This is a genomic window from Marinobacterium lutimaris, assembly GCF_900108065.1.
Classification (GTDB): Bacteria; Pseudomonadota; Gammaproteobacteria; order Pseudomonadales; family Balneatricaceae; genus Marinobacterium_D; species Marinobacterium_D lutimaris.
Genome location: NZ_FNVQ01000002.1, coordinates 546,661 through 561,975, shown reverse-complemented (window position 1 = coordinate 561,975; position 15,315 = coordinate 546,661). Strand labels below are relative to the sequence as shown.

Genomic DNA, 15,315 nt, shown 5'->3' with positions numbered 1-15,315 from the left:
CAATCAGGGAAAACCTACCCATCTCCTGCGAGGGCTCGCCATGAAAGTCGTGATCGCACCGGATTCATTCAAGGAAAGTCTTAGCGCTGCCGAGGTCGCCGCAGCTATAGCTGCCGGCTGGCGCATGGCGCTGCCGGCAACCGAGTGCATCGAGCTGCCCATGGCCGATGGCGGTGAAGGCACCACCCAGGCGCTGGTCACCGCCAGTGGCGGGCGCCTGGAACATTGCGACGTAACTGGCCCTCTCGGTGAAACGATGACCGCCTTCTGGGGGCGTATCGGCGAACACACGGCGGTGATCGAGTGCGCCGCTTCCGGTGGACTTGACCTGCTGGCGCGGGATCAGCGCGATCCCTGGCGGGCAACGACCCGGGGCACCGGCGAACTGATTCGTGCTGCGCTGGATGTCGGTATGACCGACATCATCATAGGCCTTGGCGGCAGCGCGACCAATGATGGTGGCGCCGGCATGATGCAGGCGCTGGGTGCACGCCTGCTTGATGACAGCGGCGCTGAGATAGGCCTTGGTGCCGAAGGCCTGGAGAAACTGGCCGCCATCGATCTATCGGGGTTGGATAAACGTCTGAAAACCGCCCGTTTTCAGGTCGCCTGCGATGTGGATAACCCGCTTACCGGCCCCAATGGTGCCTCTGCCATCTTTGGTCCGCAGAAAGGGGCCGATGAGGCGCTGGTAAAGCGGATGGATGCCTGCCTCGCTAATTACGCCCGGGTGATTACCGAATGCATAGGGGAAAAGGTCGACACCATTGCCGGCGCCGGCGCGGCCGGTGGACTGGGTGCGGCCTTCCTGGCCTTTTTCAACGCCAGTCTCAAACCCGGCATTGAGATCATGCTCGATGCAGTGGATATGGATAGCCATCTGGAAGGAGCGGACCTGGTGATTACCGGCGAGGGCCGTATCGACTCCCAGACCGAACGTGGCAAAACCCCGGTGGGCGTAGCGCGAAGAGCCAAGCGTCACGGCGTGCCCTGTATCGCACTGGGTGGATCTGTACCTGATGAGGTCGAGGTGCTGGAGGCCCTGTCAAAACAGGGACTGAAAGCGGTATTCCCGATACTGCCGGGCGTTATGGATCTGGATCAGGCGCTGGAACAGGCGGATACCAACCTGAAGCTCTGCGCCCGTAACCTTGGAGCTTTCTGGGCGCTGGTAAGGTAGGGAGCAGCGACGCCCCGTCGCGATAACCCGCCATGGTTTTGAATTACCGCTGTGCTAGGTTCAATCGGCGTGAGAGCGCGCCGTCTACCGCAGTATGTTGCCCTGCTTAATGACGAATTCTCTGTACGAAAATCGACTCTTTCCCGCGAGTAAATCCCGGCAATGAAGTCTATCCGTCAGTCGTCGTAATGGATAATCGACAGCAGCTGCAGCGGTACTTTCTTTAGCTCTTCCGGACCGTGAGGCACTTCGGCATCGAAGGAGAGTGAATCGCCGGGGCCCATCTCGTAAAGGTGGTTGCCGTGACGATATAGAATCTCGCCCTTAAGGATGTAGATAAACTCCTGGCCGGGGTGTGAGAAGGTGGGGAACACCTCGCTGGCGTCATCCATGGTGATCAGGAACGGCTCGTAGCTTTTCTTCTTACCGCGATGGTAGTTGAGCAGCTGGTAGGTGTGGCCCTTCTCAGTACCACGACGCACCACCTCCATCCCTTGGCCCGCCTTGGTCAGCTGGGCGCCGCCGGAGGGACGATCATAATCGCTGAACAGTTGAGAGATCGGCAGGCCGATGGCGTCACACAGTTTACTGAGCGTTTCCAGGCTGGTGGAGACCTGAGCGTTTTCGATCTTGCTCACCATCCCCTGGCTGAGCCCGGCGATACGCGCCACATCGGTGATCTTCAAACCCTGCTCGGTGCGCTTGCGCTTTACCTGCATGGCGATGTACTGCTCCAGACGCAGGCGAGGGTCATGGTTCTGGCTCTCCCGGCTCAGGCTGATCTCGCCTTTTTCCAGGGCATCGATGTGTCGTGAAGCCGTATTTTTTCCGCTCATAATTCTTCGCTCAAACCTGTTCTTTCGTGTTACCAGGACGTAGTGTGACATTCCTGTTAAGAAACTTTATTGATTCTTGGCGAGAAAAGCGAAGTTTTTTTCCAGAAAATCGGCGGGCTTTGAGGCTGGGGGAAAAATGCCCCGCCATCAGAGAATTGGCGGGGCAGGGATATAACCTTAACTCGCGCAGACAGGAACCAGAGATTTGGCGCGGTCGTAGACCTGATCAGCCGGCAATGACTTTGCCGTGAGCATCTCGATATTGTGATCGATCACGCCCTGCAGAGTCTCTTTCCAGGCCGGGTTCTCGGTGCCGCCTTCTACGGTATAGAAACTGTGCCCTTCCTTCAGGGCTTCCTCACGACCTCTGGCGTCCAGATCGTCCAGCTCCTTGCCCATGGTGCGAGCCCACTCCATACCGCTGTTGCTATCGATCACCTGTTTCAGGTCATCCGGCAGCCGTGCGTAAGTGGCGTTGTTCATGGTGGTGATGAATGACAGGGTATAGAGACCGATTTCGGTGTGCTGAGTCAGCTGTTCGTTGAGGCGAAAATCTTTCATCGCCTGCCAGGGGAAGGCGACACCGTTCATCACACCGCGCTGCACGGCGGTGTAGGTTTCCGGTGCCGGCATACCGACCGGCTGGGCGCCCAGGCCTTCCAGCAGGTCGCCGACTACTGTGGTGGCGCGACGGATACGCAGGCCGGCAAGATCTTCCGGTGTTTTCACCATTTTCTCACCGGTATGGATGTGGCCGGGGCCGTGGGCGAAGAAGAACAGCGGATGGGTATCCTTGTACTCGTTACTGATCAGCTCCTCGTCGTAGAGATTCTGCAATACGCAGCTGGCGTTTTCCGCGCTGGTGACGATGCCGGGCAGCTCGATCACCTGGGTCAACGGAAAGCGCCCGGCGCTATAGCCCTGGGCGGTCACGGTGATATCGGCGACGCCATTAACGGTCGCATCATAGCTGGCCGGTGCCTTGGCCAGGGTTTGAGAGGGGTAGATATCGATAGTGAGGCGGCCATCCGAGCGCTCGTTGAGGCGCTCGGCCCAGGCGTTAACCACCTTGTCGACGCTGGAGCCTGACGGCCAGAAATGAGCCAGGCGCAGGGTATAGGAGTCAGCGGCCTGGGCGGCGGAAGCGGAGAGGCCCAGCAGCACGCCGGCCGCAAGCGGCTTGATCAGAGAGGTCAGTTTCATGGTGCGTATCCTTTATCTTTATTTTTAAACGGATGTTGTTGGGTTTTCGGTTACTTGGCCTTTTATTGACCAAGTGGCGCCTTCCGGGAAGGGGGAACGGCTTCGCCGGAAGGCGTTACTTTTTACAAGTTCAGTTACAAGTTCAGTTACAGGTTCAGTTACAGGTCCCGTTACAGGTCGAGGGTCAGGGTGCCTCCCTTGGCTCTTGAACAGCAGGGCGTGAACTGGTCGTTTGCCTGTCTCTCCTGAGGGGTCAGGAAGTGATCTCTGTGGTCCGGTTCGCCATCGATAACACCGGTCAGACAGCTGCCGCAGACACCCTGCTCGCAGGACTTGGGAATATCAAAGCCCGCTTCTTCCAGGGTCGACAGTACGCTGGCGTTGGCCGGCACGGTCAGCGTTTGTCCGGTGCTGGCGATACGCAGTTCGATTGCCTGGTCATCGTCACTGCTGGTGGGCGTTGCAGCGAAGTACTCGTAGTGCAGTTTCTCCTCCGGCCAACCCAGCTCCCGGGCGCCTTCGAGCACCGCCTGCAAAAAGCCCTCGGGGCCGCAGACGTAGATCTCCGTATTCCGCTCTGTCTGGCTAAGCAGCGCCTTGATATCCAGGCGCGCGTCGTCATCGTGATGCAGGCTGACCCGATCGGCGAAGCTCGAGCTTTCTATCTCATCGAGGAAGGCGGTGTGTGCGCGTGAGCGGGTGCAGTAGTGCAAGCCGAAGGGTTGCTGGCGCTTCTGCAGTTCGTAGGCCATGGCCAGGATCGGGGTGATGCCGATGCCACCGGCCAGCAGGAGGCTCGGTGATGAGTTCTCGCTCAGCGCAAACAGATTGCGCGGGGCACTGATCTGCAGGGCACTCCCCGGGTTCAGCTGCTCATGCATCCAGGTGGAGCCACCACGGCTTTTGGCATCCTTAAGCACGCCGATGCGATAGGCCGAGCTTTCTCCCGGCAGGTTGCAGATCGAATACTGGCGGATCAAGCCGTTACCGGTATGCACATCGATATGGGCGCCGGCGTCGGCGACAGGCAACGGCGCACCATCGGCACTTACCAGTTCGAAACTGCAGATATCAGCGGTTTCCAGCCGCTTGCCGCGGATACTGACGCTGAGCAGGCTGGGATCAGCTTTAGATTGGGCCGGCGCCTGTTCTGCAGAAGTCGTCTCTGCTGCGGCGGGCTCTGTCGTGGTTTCTGTGCTGGCGGCTTTCAGGCGCAGCGGCAGTGCGGCCAGACCGCGCAGGGTGTTGTTCAGCCACCACTGGGGTTCGCCGCACAGCTCTATGCTTTCGATCCGTTTCGCCAGCGCGGTAAAGAGCAGCTCGGTTTCCAGGCGGGCCACCATCTGGCCGACACAGACATGGATACCGTGGCCAAAGCCGACGTGTCCTGCGGCTTTACGCTGGATATCAAAGTCGTTGGGGTTTTCCCACTGGCGTGGATCCCGGTTGGCCGACGCCAGGAATAGCAGCACCTTGGAGCCTTCGGGGATGGTCTGCCCCTCGATATCCACGTCACGGGTGGTTGTGCGCAGGAAGGTCTGTACGGGAGACGCATACCTCAGCACTTCCTCGAACGCCTGGGGTGCCAGGGAAGGATTCTCACGCAGGATCAGCCACTGCTCGGGATGGCGGGCGAAGCAGAGCAACGCGTTGCCGATACCAAAGATGGTGGTGTCCAGCCCGGCGGTCAGCAGCGAGCGCACCAGCAGCCCCGCCTCTTCGTGGGTGATATTGCCAGCATCCGCTTCTGCATAGATTTTCGCGCCGAAGCCGTCGTCCGTCAGCGCCTCACGTCGGCACTGATCGGTAATCCACGAGATCACTTTCTGAGCATCGGCCATCGATTTTTCCAGCCGCTCATTACGGGGGCCGAAAGCGTTAAAGGCCATATCACCGTAAGGCAGCAGGTTTTCGCGGCCTTCCGGAACCAGGCCAACCGAATCGGGAAATACGCGCAGCGGATAGGCCTTGGCGATCTCTGCGACGCCATCGAGTTCACCCCTGTCGGCCAGGCGGTTCACCAGCTCTTCGGCTTTGCGGGCGAAAGGTTCACGCAGAGCTTCCAGCGCCGGGCGCGACAGGATGCGGGACATCACGCCACGGGTACGGTCATGGAAGGGCGGATCAACCTCAAGCAGCAAACTCGGCGGACGCCAGGGTTTTTCTTTCTTGAAATCGGTCAGGCCGACGCCGCGTGATGAACAGAAGGTTTCCCAGTCGCCGAGTGCCGCTTTCACATGTTCGAAACGGGCCATGGCCCAGACCTGGTATTTCGGCAGCCAGACCAGCGGGCCGGCTTCACGCAGTTGCTCGTGGAAAGGGTAGGGGTTCAGCAGGAATTCGTCGCTGTAGGGGTCTACATCGAGTACCGGTACGTCATGCTGGACTGCATGCATATTCATTGTTGAGCCTCGCTTATTATTTTTATCTTGTGTCGGGACGGCTGCTCTGGCCTGTCCCAAACTTGTGTTCGAGACTAGAAACTGGACTACTATCTGTAAATCATCGTTTGTTTATTTCGAATATAAAAATAATGAATATTAAAGATATCGATTTGAATTTATTGAAGGTTTTCGACGCCATCCAGACGACGAAAAGTGTCTCAGAGGGGGCGGCGCTGATCGGATTAAGCCAGCCTGCCATGAGTTTTGCGCTGTCAAAACTGCGCCGGCAGTTCAACGATCAGCTGTTTGTGCGCACTGCCAAAGGCATGACCCCCACGGCCCGGGCGATGGAGTTGGCCGACCCTGTCAGCCGGATTCTGGAAACGGTTAACCGGGAGTTGTTGCAGGAGGCCGAGTTCGATCCGGCCCGTGCTGAGCGCACCTTCACCTTCAGCATGTCGGATATCGGTGAGATGGTATTTCTGCCGAAACTTCTGAAAAGGCTGCTGCAGGTTGCCCCAGGGGTATCGATCAAAACCCTGGTAATGCCGCCCGCGCGGCTCGAGCGGGCAATGGAAGAGGGCGAGGTAGACCTGGCGCTCGGCTATTTCCCGGACCTGGTTAAAAACGGCTTTTATCAACAGCGTCTGTTCCGGCATAACTTCGCCACCATCGCCCGTGCCGATCACCCGGTTATCGGTGACAGCCTCAGCCTTGAGCAGTTTATTGAAGCGCCCCACGCCATAGTGACGCCGCAGGCGCGCAGCCAGGAGATCTTCCACCGGATGCTGGCGAAGCAGGGGATCAAACGGAATATCGTACTGACAATCCCGCACTTTATGAGCGTGCCGTTTATCGTCAGCACTTCCGATCTGATCGTGACCTTACCGCGGGCGGTGGGGACCTCCTTTGCGCAGCTAGCCAATATCAAGGTGCTGGAGCCGCCGCTGGAAAACCCGGTGTTTGTGCTCAAGCAGCACTGGCACGGTCGCTTCCACAAGGACCCGGCCAACCGCTGGATGCGCAGTCTGATCTATGAGTTGTTCCACGAGGAATTTCCGCTGGAGGATGATTCCGAGATCAGTTCTCCTGAGCCCTGGGAGCTCTGAATACCCTTACTCAGCGAACATTCAGCGCCTCAATTCGAGCCGTTCTCCCTGCGCTTTGCACCAAAATGAGCAGTTATTCTCCATCTTAATGGCAGTGGAAAACCTGCCTGGAAGCTAACTTGCTTATTTATCAGTTGGTTACGCATTCTGGTGCGTAAATTGCCTTTCTTCATGAGAAATAAACTATCCCAAAGGGAAATAAAACGGGGCGGTTTTTACATCGCCGCCCGCTTATTTCCACTGGCGATAAGACTCAACCTTATGAAGGAGGCGAGTGGTAATGCAGATCGATCCGCGTATCAAAAGCCGGCCGCTCTATGACCCGGTCGTTATCCGGCCAAAGGCGAAAAAACATCTCTTCATTGGTGCAGGTGCCGAGCTCGATGCTCTGTACGCCAGCCTGCCGCAGGAACAGTGCATCCGCGTCGCTGGCGGGGCGGATGGCCTGACCGAAGCGCTCCGCGCCGAGCTGGATAAGGTGTTTGAGACACTGCCGTTGGCAAGCGCTGTCTATGTCTGCGGCAGCGAAGGTTTTATGTGGGATATCCGCAATCTGTCGCTGGCGGCGGGCCTTGCCGACGAACAGGTGCAGATGTGTGAGCCGACTACTAAAGAGCGCCGTCTCTTCTGTACCCACTGCTACGAAATCACTGAGGGCGTAACCCACTCGCCGCAAGCCTGCTCCGCCTGCGGGCGCCTGCTGCTGGTGCGTGATCACTACTCCAAGCTGCACGGCGCTTACGTGGGCGTGCAGATCAATGCCGAAGACCCGGCCGATATCCCGGAAACAGAGGAGCTGGTGTGATGAGTACCGATAGCATTCGTGTGCGTGTCAGCGGCATCGAGCAGGTCTCTCCGCTGATCCGTGAATTTACCCTGGAAGCGATCGATGGCGAGTTCCTGGCATTCTCCCCCGGCAGCCATGTGGTGGTTGAGATGCCCGCTGAACCGCGTCCGCACCGCAACGCCTACTCACTGCTGAGCGATCCGCGCGACAGCGGCTGCTACCGAATCGCCGTGCGCCTGCAGGAGCAGTCCCGCGGTGGCTCGGTCTATATGCATGAGTCGGTGAAGGTGGGTGATGAACTGAGCATCACACCGCCGGCCAACCTGTTCGCGCCGAACTGGAACGCCGGCAAGCACCTGTTGCTGGCCGGTGGCGTGGGTATTACGCCGTTTATGGCGTACCTGCCGGAGCTGAAGCGCCGCGGTGCCGATTTCGAACTGCACTATCTCTACCGTGGCTCCAGCACCGGCGCCTACCGCGAACAGCTCAAGGCAGAGCTCGGCGAGCAGTGCTTCCTCTATGACTCTGAAGCCGGCCAGCGCTGTGCCCTGGGCGAGCTGTTGGCAGACCAGCCGCGTGGCACTCATGTCTATATCTGCGGCCCGGAAGAGCTGATCGCCGGCGTACGCGAGGTCACCGAAGAACTCGGCTGGCCCGCCAGCCATGTACATTTCGAAGCGTTCGCCGCGCCCCAGCCGGGCAAACCGTTTGAGGTTGAACTGTCGCGCAGCGGTCGCACCGTGAAAGTCGATGGCGAGACCACGCTGCTGGAAGCGCTGGAGGATGCCGAGGTTGATGTGCCGCACCTCTGTCGCGGCGGTGTCTGCGGCCAGTGCGTCACCCGCGTGCTGTCCGGCGATATCGAACATCGCGACGAATTTCTATCAGCGGCCGAGCGCGAGCAGGGTGACTGCATCATGCCTTGCGTATCCCGAGCTTCCGGCAAGCGCCTGGTTATCGATCTTTAGGAGTTATCCCCATGAGAATGGCACCCAAACCGATTCAGAGTTTTCGCGACGATTTCACCTATTCCAACAGCCCTGGCGCCGTGGCCCGTTTTCCCTTCCCCTTCCCGGAAGATGAGTACATGTACTCGGTCAATATCGAGCCGCATGTAACGCCGGGGCCGGAGGGCAGTGTCTACGAGCACCTGCTCGATATCGATGAGCACTATCTCTCTGAGATGCATGAGCGCGACCTGGTGCTGAAAGAGAACCCCAAGCGCTGCCTGGCCATGCCGCATATGGATCTGGCCTGCTGGGACATGATCGACCGCGTCATGCACTGCTTCTCTGAAGATTACCCGGAGCACTTCAAGCTGACCAAAGCCGGCGATCAGTGGACCTGGGAAAACAAGCTGCTCAACATCAACGACAGCTTCACCTTTGGGGACAGCAGCACGCTGCCGCTGCCGCCGATGGAGTATATCGGCCGCCAGGTGCAGGGCGATTTTGCGCTGCTGGATCAGCGCGACGGTGATCTGTTCATGGATGCCGGTATCGTCACCTGCCCGGCGGACTGGTCGCTGGCGTTCGATGCCGGCATGGGCTTCAAGGAGTGGCACGGCCCGGTGCCCATGGCTCATGAGATGGGTATCTTCGACCGCGCCCTGAAATACCTCTGCGCGATTCCGCTGGGACGTCCGGTACGCCGCCTGAACTGGACGCTGACCGTAAATGCACGCATGGACACCTCACCGGAAACCTACCCAAGCTGGGGTTCTGACCGTGCGAGTGTTACGCCGGAAAACGTCGGTGAAAAGGTGCATCTGCGTGTGGAGCTGCAGGTGCTGGATCGCATGTCGCGCAGCAACGCGCTGATGTTCAGCATCCGTACCTACCTGATCAGCCTGGAAGATCTGGTCACCAACCCGGAATGGGCCAAGCGGATGCACCGCGTAATGAAAGGTCTGCCGGAGCAGCTGATCGAGTACAAAGGTCTGACCCGCTTCCATCCGCTGGTGGTGGACTGGCTGGCCAAGTACGACCCGGCGAACTGAGCCACTGACTATTCTGAAACGCTGAGAGAAGGAGAGACTCTTGGGCTGGATATACCTGTTGATCGCCGGAGTGCTGGAGTGTCTCTGGGCCATCGGCCTGAAATATAGCGATGGCTTTACCCGTCTTTGGCCCTCGCTGATCACGGCGGTGCTGATCGTGGTGAGCCTGGCGCTGCTGTCGTTCGCTATGCGCACCATTCCGGTGGGCACCGCCTACGCGGTCTGGTCCGGCATCGGCGCCTCGGCGCTGGCGATTGTCGGCATCCTGTTTATGCAGGAGCCCGGCGGCGCGCTGCGGATCTTCTGTATCGGCATGATCATCGCCGGCGTGGTGGGGCTGAAGCTGGTCGGTGGTGAAGGCAGCACTGCCTGAATCTCCCGGCCGTTGGGTAAATCGACATTCCTGAGCGGCATTTGCAGCTATCCTGAGTGAGGGCTGCAGATGCCATACGGAACGCAATGGAATGTTTTATAGATAGCAGCGTACCTGCGAACAAAAATGTCGCTGTCGGGAAGGACGGAGCCGGAACCTAAGGCTATCGTCTCAGGCAACATATCCACAGTTCTGGAGAGAGCTCATGAGCAGAGCCGAAACCGAAGCGTTGATCTTCGAATACTACCGCGCCTTCAACCAGGGCGATATGGAATGCTTCCTCGGTCTTCTGACCGAAGATGTAGTCCACGATATCAACCAGGGTGAGCGCCAGGTTGGACGCGATGCGTTCGCGGCATTCATGGATCACATGAACCGCTGCTACCGCGAGGAGCTGACCGGTATCTCCATCATGAGCAGTGCCGACGGCAGCCGCGCAGCGGCCGAGTTCGTCGTTAACGGCGAATACCTGGTGACCGATGAAGGTCTGCCGGAAGCCAAGGGCCAGACCTACAAGCTGCCCGCCGGCGCGTTTTTCGAAGTGCGTGGCGGCAAGGTGGCCCGGGTCACCAACTACTACAACCTGGAAGACTGGATCGCTCAGGTCGTTGGCTAAGCTGACCGCCGCGATCTAACTTAACGGCCTCACCGAGTTACCGCCTTTTTTTCAAAAGGCGGTATTATCCCGCGCATGAACGATTACAAGCTTCTTACCCTGCGTGGTGCCGAACTCGAGCCCTGGCTCGACCATGTGGCGGCGCTGCGAATCCGGGTTTTCCGTGACTTCCCCTATCTCTACGACGGCTCGCTCGAATACGAGGCGAAGTACCTGCGTACCTACGTGGAAACCGACTCTGCCGTCTGTGTGCTGGCGCTTAATGGCGATCAGGTCGTTGGCGCCTCCACCGGACTGGCGCTGGCCGATGAGACCGAAGAGTTTCGCCGTCCCTTTGAGCAGTCTGGCTGGAACGTGGACGATATTTTCTACTGTGCCGAGTCCGTGCTGCTGCCGGAGCACCGCGGCGCCGGTTTCTACAAGGGGTTCTTCCGCGAACGTGAAGCCCAAGCGCACGCTTTAGGTAAGTCGATCAGCGTGTTCTGCGCCGTACAGCGCCCCCAGAATCATCCGTTAAAACCCGCCGATTACCAGCCGCTGGACGCTATCTGGCAGCACTTTGGTTACAATGCCGAAGCTGGTCTGCTTACCGAATTCAGCTGGAAGGATGTGGGCGATGCGGAAGAGACCGCCAAGCCGATGCAGTTTTATCTGAAGCGGCTGGTTTAAACGCCTAGCCAGGTCTGCCCCTAATAATTAACGCTCCGCGCCCAAGAGACTCCCATGAACCATACCCTGACGCTCGCTGCTGCCCAGTACCCGATCAACTTTGTCGGTAGCTGGGAAAACTATCGCACCAAAATCCAGGGCATGGTGAACGATGCCGTCAGCCAGGGCGCCAACTTCCTGCTGTTTCCCGAATACTTCAGCATGGAGCTGGCCTCGCTGTTTGAGGCCAACGTCTACCGCTCCCTGTCGGGCCAGCTGGAAGCGATGCAGAGTCTGCATCAGCCGTTTCTGGATCTGTTTACCGAGCTGGCGCAGGAACACAAGCTGCATATCCAGGCGGGGACTTTCCCGCTGTTGCAGGAGAATGGCCGTTACGTGAACCGCGCCTGGCTGTTCCGCCCCAGCGGTACCCGCGACTACCAGGACAAACTGCAGATGACCCGGTTTGAGTCGGAGCAGTGGCTGATCAGTGCCGGCAGCGAGATCCGCGTGATCGACACCGTTTTCGGCAAGGTCGGTATCTCTGTCTGTTACGACAGCGAATTCCCGGCCATCGCCCGCAAACAGGTGGAGATGGGCGCGGATCTGATCCTGGTGCCGAGCTGCACCGATACCCAGGCCGGCTACAACCGCGTGCGAATCGGTTGCCAGGCGCGGGCGCTGGAGAACCAGTGCTTCGTCGCCCAGTCACCGACCATCGGTGAAGCGCCCTGGTCTGAGGCGGTGGATATCAACAGCGGCCGCGCCGCGATCTATACACCGGTGGATTACGGCTACCCCGATGATGGCGTACTGGCGCAGGGAGAAGAGGGCGAAGCCGGCTGGGTCATTGCCGAGCTGGACCTGGAAGCCCTGGCGCAGGTGCGCGCCAACGGCCAGGTGTTCAACCACCGCGACTGGGATAGCCAGTTCCGCTTCAAGTAGGAACGGCGCCCCCGCTGCGATCATTCCGCCGTGGTTTGAAATGGCTGCGGTGCGGGGTTCAATCGGCGCGAGGCGCGCCTCCTACAATGGATCCGTGCGCGGTTTTCGTAGGAGCGGCGCCCCCGCCGCGATCACTCGCCGCGGTTTGAAATGGCTGCGGAGCGGGGCTCAATCGGCGCGAGGCGCGCCTCCTACGATGGGTTCGTGCGAGGTTGTCGTAGGAACGGAGCCCCCGCTGGGATCATTCCGCCGTGGTTTGAAATGGCTGCGAAGCGGGGCTCAATCGGTGCGAGGCGCGCCTCCTACGATGGGTTCGTGCGCGGTTTTCGTAGGAGCTCAATCGGCGCGAGGCGCGCCATCCTACGATGGGTTCGTGCATGGTTTTCGTAGGAGCGGCGCCCCGCCGCGATCATTCCGCCGTGGTTTGAAATGGCTGCGAAGCGGGGCTCAATCGGTGCGAGGCGCACCTCCTACAATGGATCCGTGCGAGGATTTCGTAGGAGCGGCGCCCCGCCGCGATCAGCCGCCCGCGTTTGATCACTTCATCCGAATGGTGAAGTGCTTCAGGATCGGCTCGATAATCTCCCAGGTGCCGACAAAGTCCGCTTCAATCACGAACGCATCGCCTGGTCCCACTTCCACCGACTCACCGCCTTCCGGGGTGATGATCGCCTTGCCTTCGATCAGGTGAATGAACTCCCAGCTGGCGTAGGTGGCGTGATAAGTGCCCGGGGTGGCGGTCCACCAGCCGGCGATCATTGACTCGTCCGGCGCGGTGTATTCGATCCAGGTGGACATGCTTGGCGAGCCTTCCTGTTTCACCCAGCCCGGCAGGTCATCGGTGATCGGTTCAACGCTGCGTACCGGCAGTTTGGTAATGCTGCTCATGGTGAATCTCCTGTTAAAGGGCCAGCTTAGCTGGCCTTTTTAGCCTCGGTTTCTGCGTCGCCCAGGTAGGCTTCCATGGAGTCGTCCAGCGCATCCAGCCAGGGGGTGTGGTGCGGCGGTGCCATGGTGCCGGTCATCAGCGAGGCGTAGGAGTGATCACGGAAGGTCATGATGTTTTCCTTCTTGTGATTCTTCCACTCGAGGAAGGTACGGTTCACGCCATCGATATCGAAGGTGGGGTAATCGGTCTGCTCGATCAGGTGCAGGATGTAAGCGCCCTGGAACTCGTACATCTCCTTGGCGGTTTCCAATGCCAGTTCCTCTTCGCGCCACTTCAGGCTGTCGGCGGTCATCTCCTCCTTGGAAGGCAGCGGGATGCGGCCGAGGATGATGTCGCGCACAAACCAGGCCTGGGCATCGAACATGTTGAAGGAGTACCACTGGTCCTGCATGCCGACGTAGAAGAACTGCGGGTTATCTTCCCAGACCACGCCCTTGTAGAGATCCAACGGCCAGAGGCGGTTATCGGTTTTCAGGGCAAGTTCGTCATCAAGGAAGGGGAAGTGGTGCAGGTAACCGGTGCAGAGGATGATCGCGTCGATCTTTTTGCTGGTGCCATCGGCGAAGTAGGCGTTCTCTACATCGACGTGGGTCAGGTTGGGTTTCTCTTCCCAGTTTTCGGGCCATTTGAAGCCCATCGGCGCGGTGCGGTAGCAGCTGGTGATGCTGCGGGCGCCGTATTTGTAACACTGGGAGCCGATATCTTCGGCGGAGTAGCTGGCGCCGACGATGAGGATATCCTTGTCCTTGAATTCCAGCGCGTCGCGGAAGTCATGGGCGTGCAGGATACGGCCGCCGAAGGTTCCGAAGCCGGGGAATTCCGGCACCTTCGGCGTGGAGAAGTGACCGCTGGCGCAGACTACATAATCAAACTCTTCGCTGTAGCTGTTGCCGGTGTTGTGGTCCTGAACCTCGACGGTGAACATCTTGGTGTCGGCGTCGAAGGTGATATGGCGCACCGGGGTGTTGAAGCGGATGTATTTGCGTACATCGGCCTTTTCCACACGGCCCTTGATGTAATCGAAAAGCACTTCGCGAGGAGGGTAAGAGGCTATCTGCTTGCCGAAGTGTTCCTCGAAGGTGTAGTCGGCGAACTCCAGACACTCTTTCGGTCCGTTGGACCAGAGGTAGCGGTACATGCTGCCGTGCACCGGCTCGCCGTTTTCATCCAGTCCGGTGCGCCAGGTGTAGTTCCACATACCACCCCAATCGCTCTGCTTTTCAAAACAGACCAGCTCCGGAATATCGGCACCTTTGGCCTGGGCAGACTGGAAGGCTCTAAGCTGCGCCAGGCCGCTGGGACCGGCGCCGATAATGGCTACTCGTTTGTTCATGGATCTCTCCAGTTATCTTGCAGGTTCTAGAAATAGTCGTGCGCAAAATGTGTGTAAGATCCAAGTTAAGCGCTGGAGGGCGCGCTGATAATTCCCCGGTGGGGGTAGGTAAAAAGGGGTAGTCCCTGGGGTAGTTAGAGGGGGGGGGACTCGAAGGGGATAGTCAGAGGTGTAGTTGGCGATGCAGCCGGAAGCAGCGCGAGTGGAACGGAAGAGAGAGCGTGAGCCGCTAAGGCTAGTCACGCTCCATATATTGCAGAGAGGTACGGTGTGAGCGGCCCACATGCTCACGCAGCAGCTGCGCGGCCAGATCGGATTGCCCCTTGAGCACCGCCTTGACGATCTCGCCATGCTCGCTGAACGAGGTATGCAGCCGGTCCTCTACCCGGAACTGGGCGCGGCGGTAGGGCGTCACCTTGGCCCGTGCCAGCAGCACCGCTTCGGCCAGGAAGTGGTTGTGGGCACCTTCAAACAGCGCCTCGTGCAGCTTGATATTGGCAGCCTCGTAGGCGTCCACATTGCCGTTGAGCACATGGGCGTGGCTGTCCAGATGGATCGCCAGCAGCGCCTCGCGTTCCGCCTGCTTCATGTTGATCGACGCCATGCGGGCGCAGAGCGCTTCCATCTCGGCGGCATACTCAAACATCTCGGCCAGCCGGTCCGAGGTGATCTCGGTGACGAATACCCCGCGGCGATGGCGGTGTTCCACCAGGCCGGTGGCGATCAGCTGCTTCAGCGCCTCGCGCACCGGCGTGCGGGATACTTCGAACTGATCAGCCAGGGCCACCTCATCAAGACGGGCGCCGGCTTCGATACGCCCGGAAAGAATATCGTCCGACAGGGCGCTGCGGATGCGTGCCGCCAGAGGCAGATCTTGTGTTGTTTGCTCAGTCATAACGGTGCCTTGCTGCTAGCGCTGCCTGAATACTCAGGGTTTCAAGCCTGTTCTTTTT

Annotated in this window: 15 protein-coding genes; 9 read left to right on the top strand and 6 right to left on the bottom strand. The window is 59.2% G+C overall.

Going from position 1 to position 15,315, the window contains the following annotated elements:
- Positions 1-40: 40 nt before the first annotated feature.
- Positions 41-1,180 (top strand): glycerate kinase family protein, encoded by a 1,140-nt coding sequence (locus C4S72_RS12995; RefSeq protein WP_104003560.1) that lies wholly within the window; start codon positions 41-43, stop codon positions 1,178-1,180.
- 176 nt (positions 1,181-1,356) lie between these two features.
- On the opposite strand, the gene C4S72_RS12990 is transcribed toward C4S72_RS12995, so the two are convergent.
- From C4S72_RS12990 to C4S72_RS26045, 3 genes are all read right to left on the bottom strand, one after another.
- Positions 1,357-2,016, bottom strand: coding sequence for a helix-turn-helix domain-containing protein (locus tag C4S72_RS12990; RefSeq protein WP_104003558.1), 660 nt, complete (start codon positions 2,014-2,016; stop codon positions 1,357-1,359).
- 177 nt (positions 2,017-2,193) lie between these two features.
- A complete protein-coding gene (locus C4S72_RS12985; RefSeq protein ID WP_104003557.1) occupies positions 2,194-3,219 on the bottom strand; it encodes a TRAP transporter substrate-binding protein in 1,026 nt (341 codons plus the stop codon).
- A gap of 170 nt (positions 3,220-3,389) precedes the next feature.
- Complete coding sequence (locus C4S72_RS26045) at positions 3,390-5,621, bottom strand: cytochrome P450/oxidoreductase (protein ID WP_104003556.1); 2,232 nt, start codon at positions 5,619-5,621, stop codon at positions 3,390-3,392.
- Positions 5,622-5,773: 152 nt separating this feature from the next.
- Between C4S72_RS26045 and C4S72_RS12975 the strand changes: the two genes are divergently transcribed.
- The 8 genes from C4S72_RS12975 (at position 5,774) to C4S72_RS12940 (ending at position 12,080) form a co-directional block, all read left to right on the top strand.
- The gene (locus C4S72_RS12975; protein ID WP_200826762.1) at positions 5,774-6,712 is read left to right on the top strand and encodes a LysR family transcriptional regulator; all 939 of its coding nucleotides are present in this window, start codon (positions 5,774-5,776) and stop codon (positions 6,710-6,712) included.
- Positions 6,713-6,992: 280 nt separating this feature from the next.
- Entirely contained in the window at positions 6,993-7,517 is a 525-nt protein-coding gene (locus C4S72_RS12970; RefSeq protein ID WP_104003554.1) for a dimethylamine monooxygenase subunit DmmA family protein, read from the top strand.
- Positions 7,517-8,467: a PDR/VanB family oxidoreductase gene (locus tag C4S72_RS12965; protein WP_104003552.1), complete on the top strand. Its 951-nt coding sequence runs from the start codon at positions 7,517-7,519 to the stop codon at positions 8,465-8,467. Before C4S72_RS12970 ends, C4S72_RS12965 begins: the two co-directional genes overlap by 1 nt.
- 11 nt (positions 8,468-8,478) lie before the next feature.
- A complete protein-coding gene (locus tag C4S72_RS12960; RefSeq protein ID WP_104003550.1) occupies positions 8,479-9,498 on the top strand; it encodes a heme-dependent oxidative N-demethylase family protein in 1,020 nt (339 codons plus the stop codon).
- 40 nt (positions 9,499-9,538) lie between these two features.
- Positions 9,539-9,871 carry a DMT family transporter gene (locus C4S72_RS12955; RefSeq protein WP_104003548.1) on the top strand — a complete coding sequence of 111 codons (333 nt, stop codon included), beginning with the start codon at positions 9,539-9,541 and terminating at the stop codon, positions 9,869-9,871.
- A gap of 205 nt (positions 9,872-10,076) precedes the next feature.
- Positions 10,077-10,487, top strand: a complete 411-nt coding sequence (locus C4S72_RS12950) for a ketosteroid isomerase-related protein (protein ID WP_104003546.1) — start codon at positions 10,077-10,079, stop codon at positions 10,485-10,487.
- A 75-nt stretch (positions 10,488-10,562) separates the two neighbouring features.
- Entirely contained in the window at positions 10,563-11,156 is a 594-nt protein-coding gene (locus C4S72_RS12945) for a GNAT family N-acetyltransferase (protein WP_104003545.1), read from the top strand.
- Between the two features lie 54 nt (positions 11,157-11,210).
- Entirely contained in the window at positions 11,211-12,080 is an 870-nt protein-coding gene (locus C4S72_RS12940; RefSeq protein ID WP_104003544.1) for a carbon-nitrogen hydrolase family protein, read from the top strand.
- A gap of 537 nt (positions 12,081-12,617) precedes the next feature.
- Here the strand turns inward: C4S72_RS12940 and C4S72_RS12935 are convergent.
- The 3 genes from C4S72_RS12935 to C4S72_RS12925 all read right to left on the bottom strand — a co-directional run bounded on the left by C4S72_RS12935 (position 12,618) and on the right by C4S72_RS12925 (position 15,257).
- Positions 12,618-12,968 carry a cupin domain-containing protein gene (locus C4S72_RS12935; RefSeq protein WP_104003542.1) on the bottom strand — a complete coding sequence of 117 codons (351 nt, stop codon included), beginning with the start codon at positions 12,966-12,968 and terminating at the stop codon, positions 12,618-12,620.
- A 26-nt stretch (positions 12,969-12,994) separates the two neighbouring features.
- Positions 12,995-14,362: a flavin-containing monooxygenase gene (locus C4S72_RS12930; protein ID WP_104003540.1), complete on the bottom strand. Its 1,368-nt coding sequence runs from the start codon at positions 14,360-14,362 to the stop codon at positions 12,995-12,997.
- A gap of 235 nt (positions 14,363-14,597) precedes the next feature.
- Complete coding sequence (locus tag C4S72_RS12925; protein WP_104003538.1) at positions 14,598-15,257, bottom strand: GntR family transcriptional regulator; 660 nt, start codon at positions 15,255-15,257, stop codon at positions 14,598-14,600.
- Between the last annotated feature and the right edge of the window lie 58 nt (positions 15,258-15,315).

What these genes read in the sequence shown, in the direction of transcription:
- C4S72_RS12995 (WP_104003560.1), top strand. Translation starts at nt 41, where the DNA reads ATGAAAGTCGTGATCGCACCGGATTCATTCAAGGAAAGTCTTAGCGCT.
- C4S72_RS12990 (WP_104003558.1), bottom strand. Translation starts at nt 2,016, where the DNA reads ATGAGCGGAAAAAATACGGCTTCACGACACATCGATGCCCTGGAAAAA.
- C4S72_RS12985 (WP_104003557.1), bottom strand. Translation starts at nt 3,219, where the DNA reads ATGAAACTGACCTCTCTGATCAAGCCGCTTGCGGCCGGCGTGCTGCTG.
- C4S72_RS26045 (WP_104003556.1), bottom strand. Translation starts at nt 5,621, where the DNA reads ATGAATATGCATGCAGTCCAGCATGACGTACCGGTACTCGATGTAGAC.
- C4S72_RS12970 (WP_104003554.1), top strand. Translation starts at nt 6,993, where the DNA reads ATGCAGATCGATCCGCGTATCAAAAGCCGGCCGCTCTATGACCCGGTC.
- C4S72_RS12965 (WP_104003552.1), top strand. Translation starts at nt 7,517, where the DNA reads ATGAGTACCGATAGCATTCGTGTGCGTGTCAGCGGCATCGAGCAGGTC.
- C4S72_RS12960 (WP_104003550.1), top strand. Translation starts at nt 8,479, where the DNA reads ATGAGAATGGCACCCAAACCGATTCAGAGTTTTCGCGACGATTTCACC.
- C4S72_RS12950 (WP_104003546.1), top strand. Translation starts at nt 10,077, where the DNA reads ATGAGCAGAGCCGAAACCGAAGCGTTGATCTTCGAATACTACCGCGCC.
- C4S72_RS12945 (WP_104003545.1), top strand. Translation starts at nt 10,563, where the DNA reads ATGAACGATTACAAGCTTCTTACCCTGCGTGGTGCCGAACTCGAGCCC.
- C4S72_RS12940 (WP_104003544.1), top strand. Translation starts at nt 11,211, where the DNA reads ATGAACCATACCCTGACGCTCGCTGCTGCCCAGTACCCGATCAACTTT.
- C4S72_RS12935 (WP_104003542.1), bottom strand. Translation starts at nt 12,968, where the DNA reads ATGAGCAGCATTACCAAACTGCCGGTACGCAGCGTTGAACCGATCACC.
- C4S72_RS12930 (WP_104003540.1), bottom strand. Translation starts at nt 14,362, where the DNA reads ATGAACAAACGAGTAGCCATTATCGGCGCCGGTCCCAGCGGCCTGGCG.
- C4S72_RS12925 (WP_104003538.1), bottom strand. Translation starts at nt 15,257, where the DNA reads ATGACTGAGCAAACAACACAAGATCTGCCTCTGGCGGCACGCATCCGC.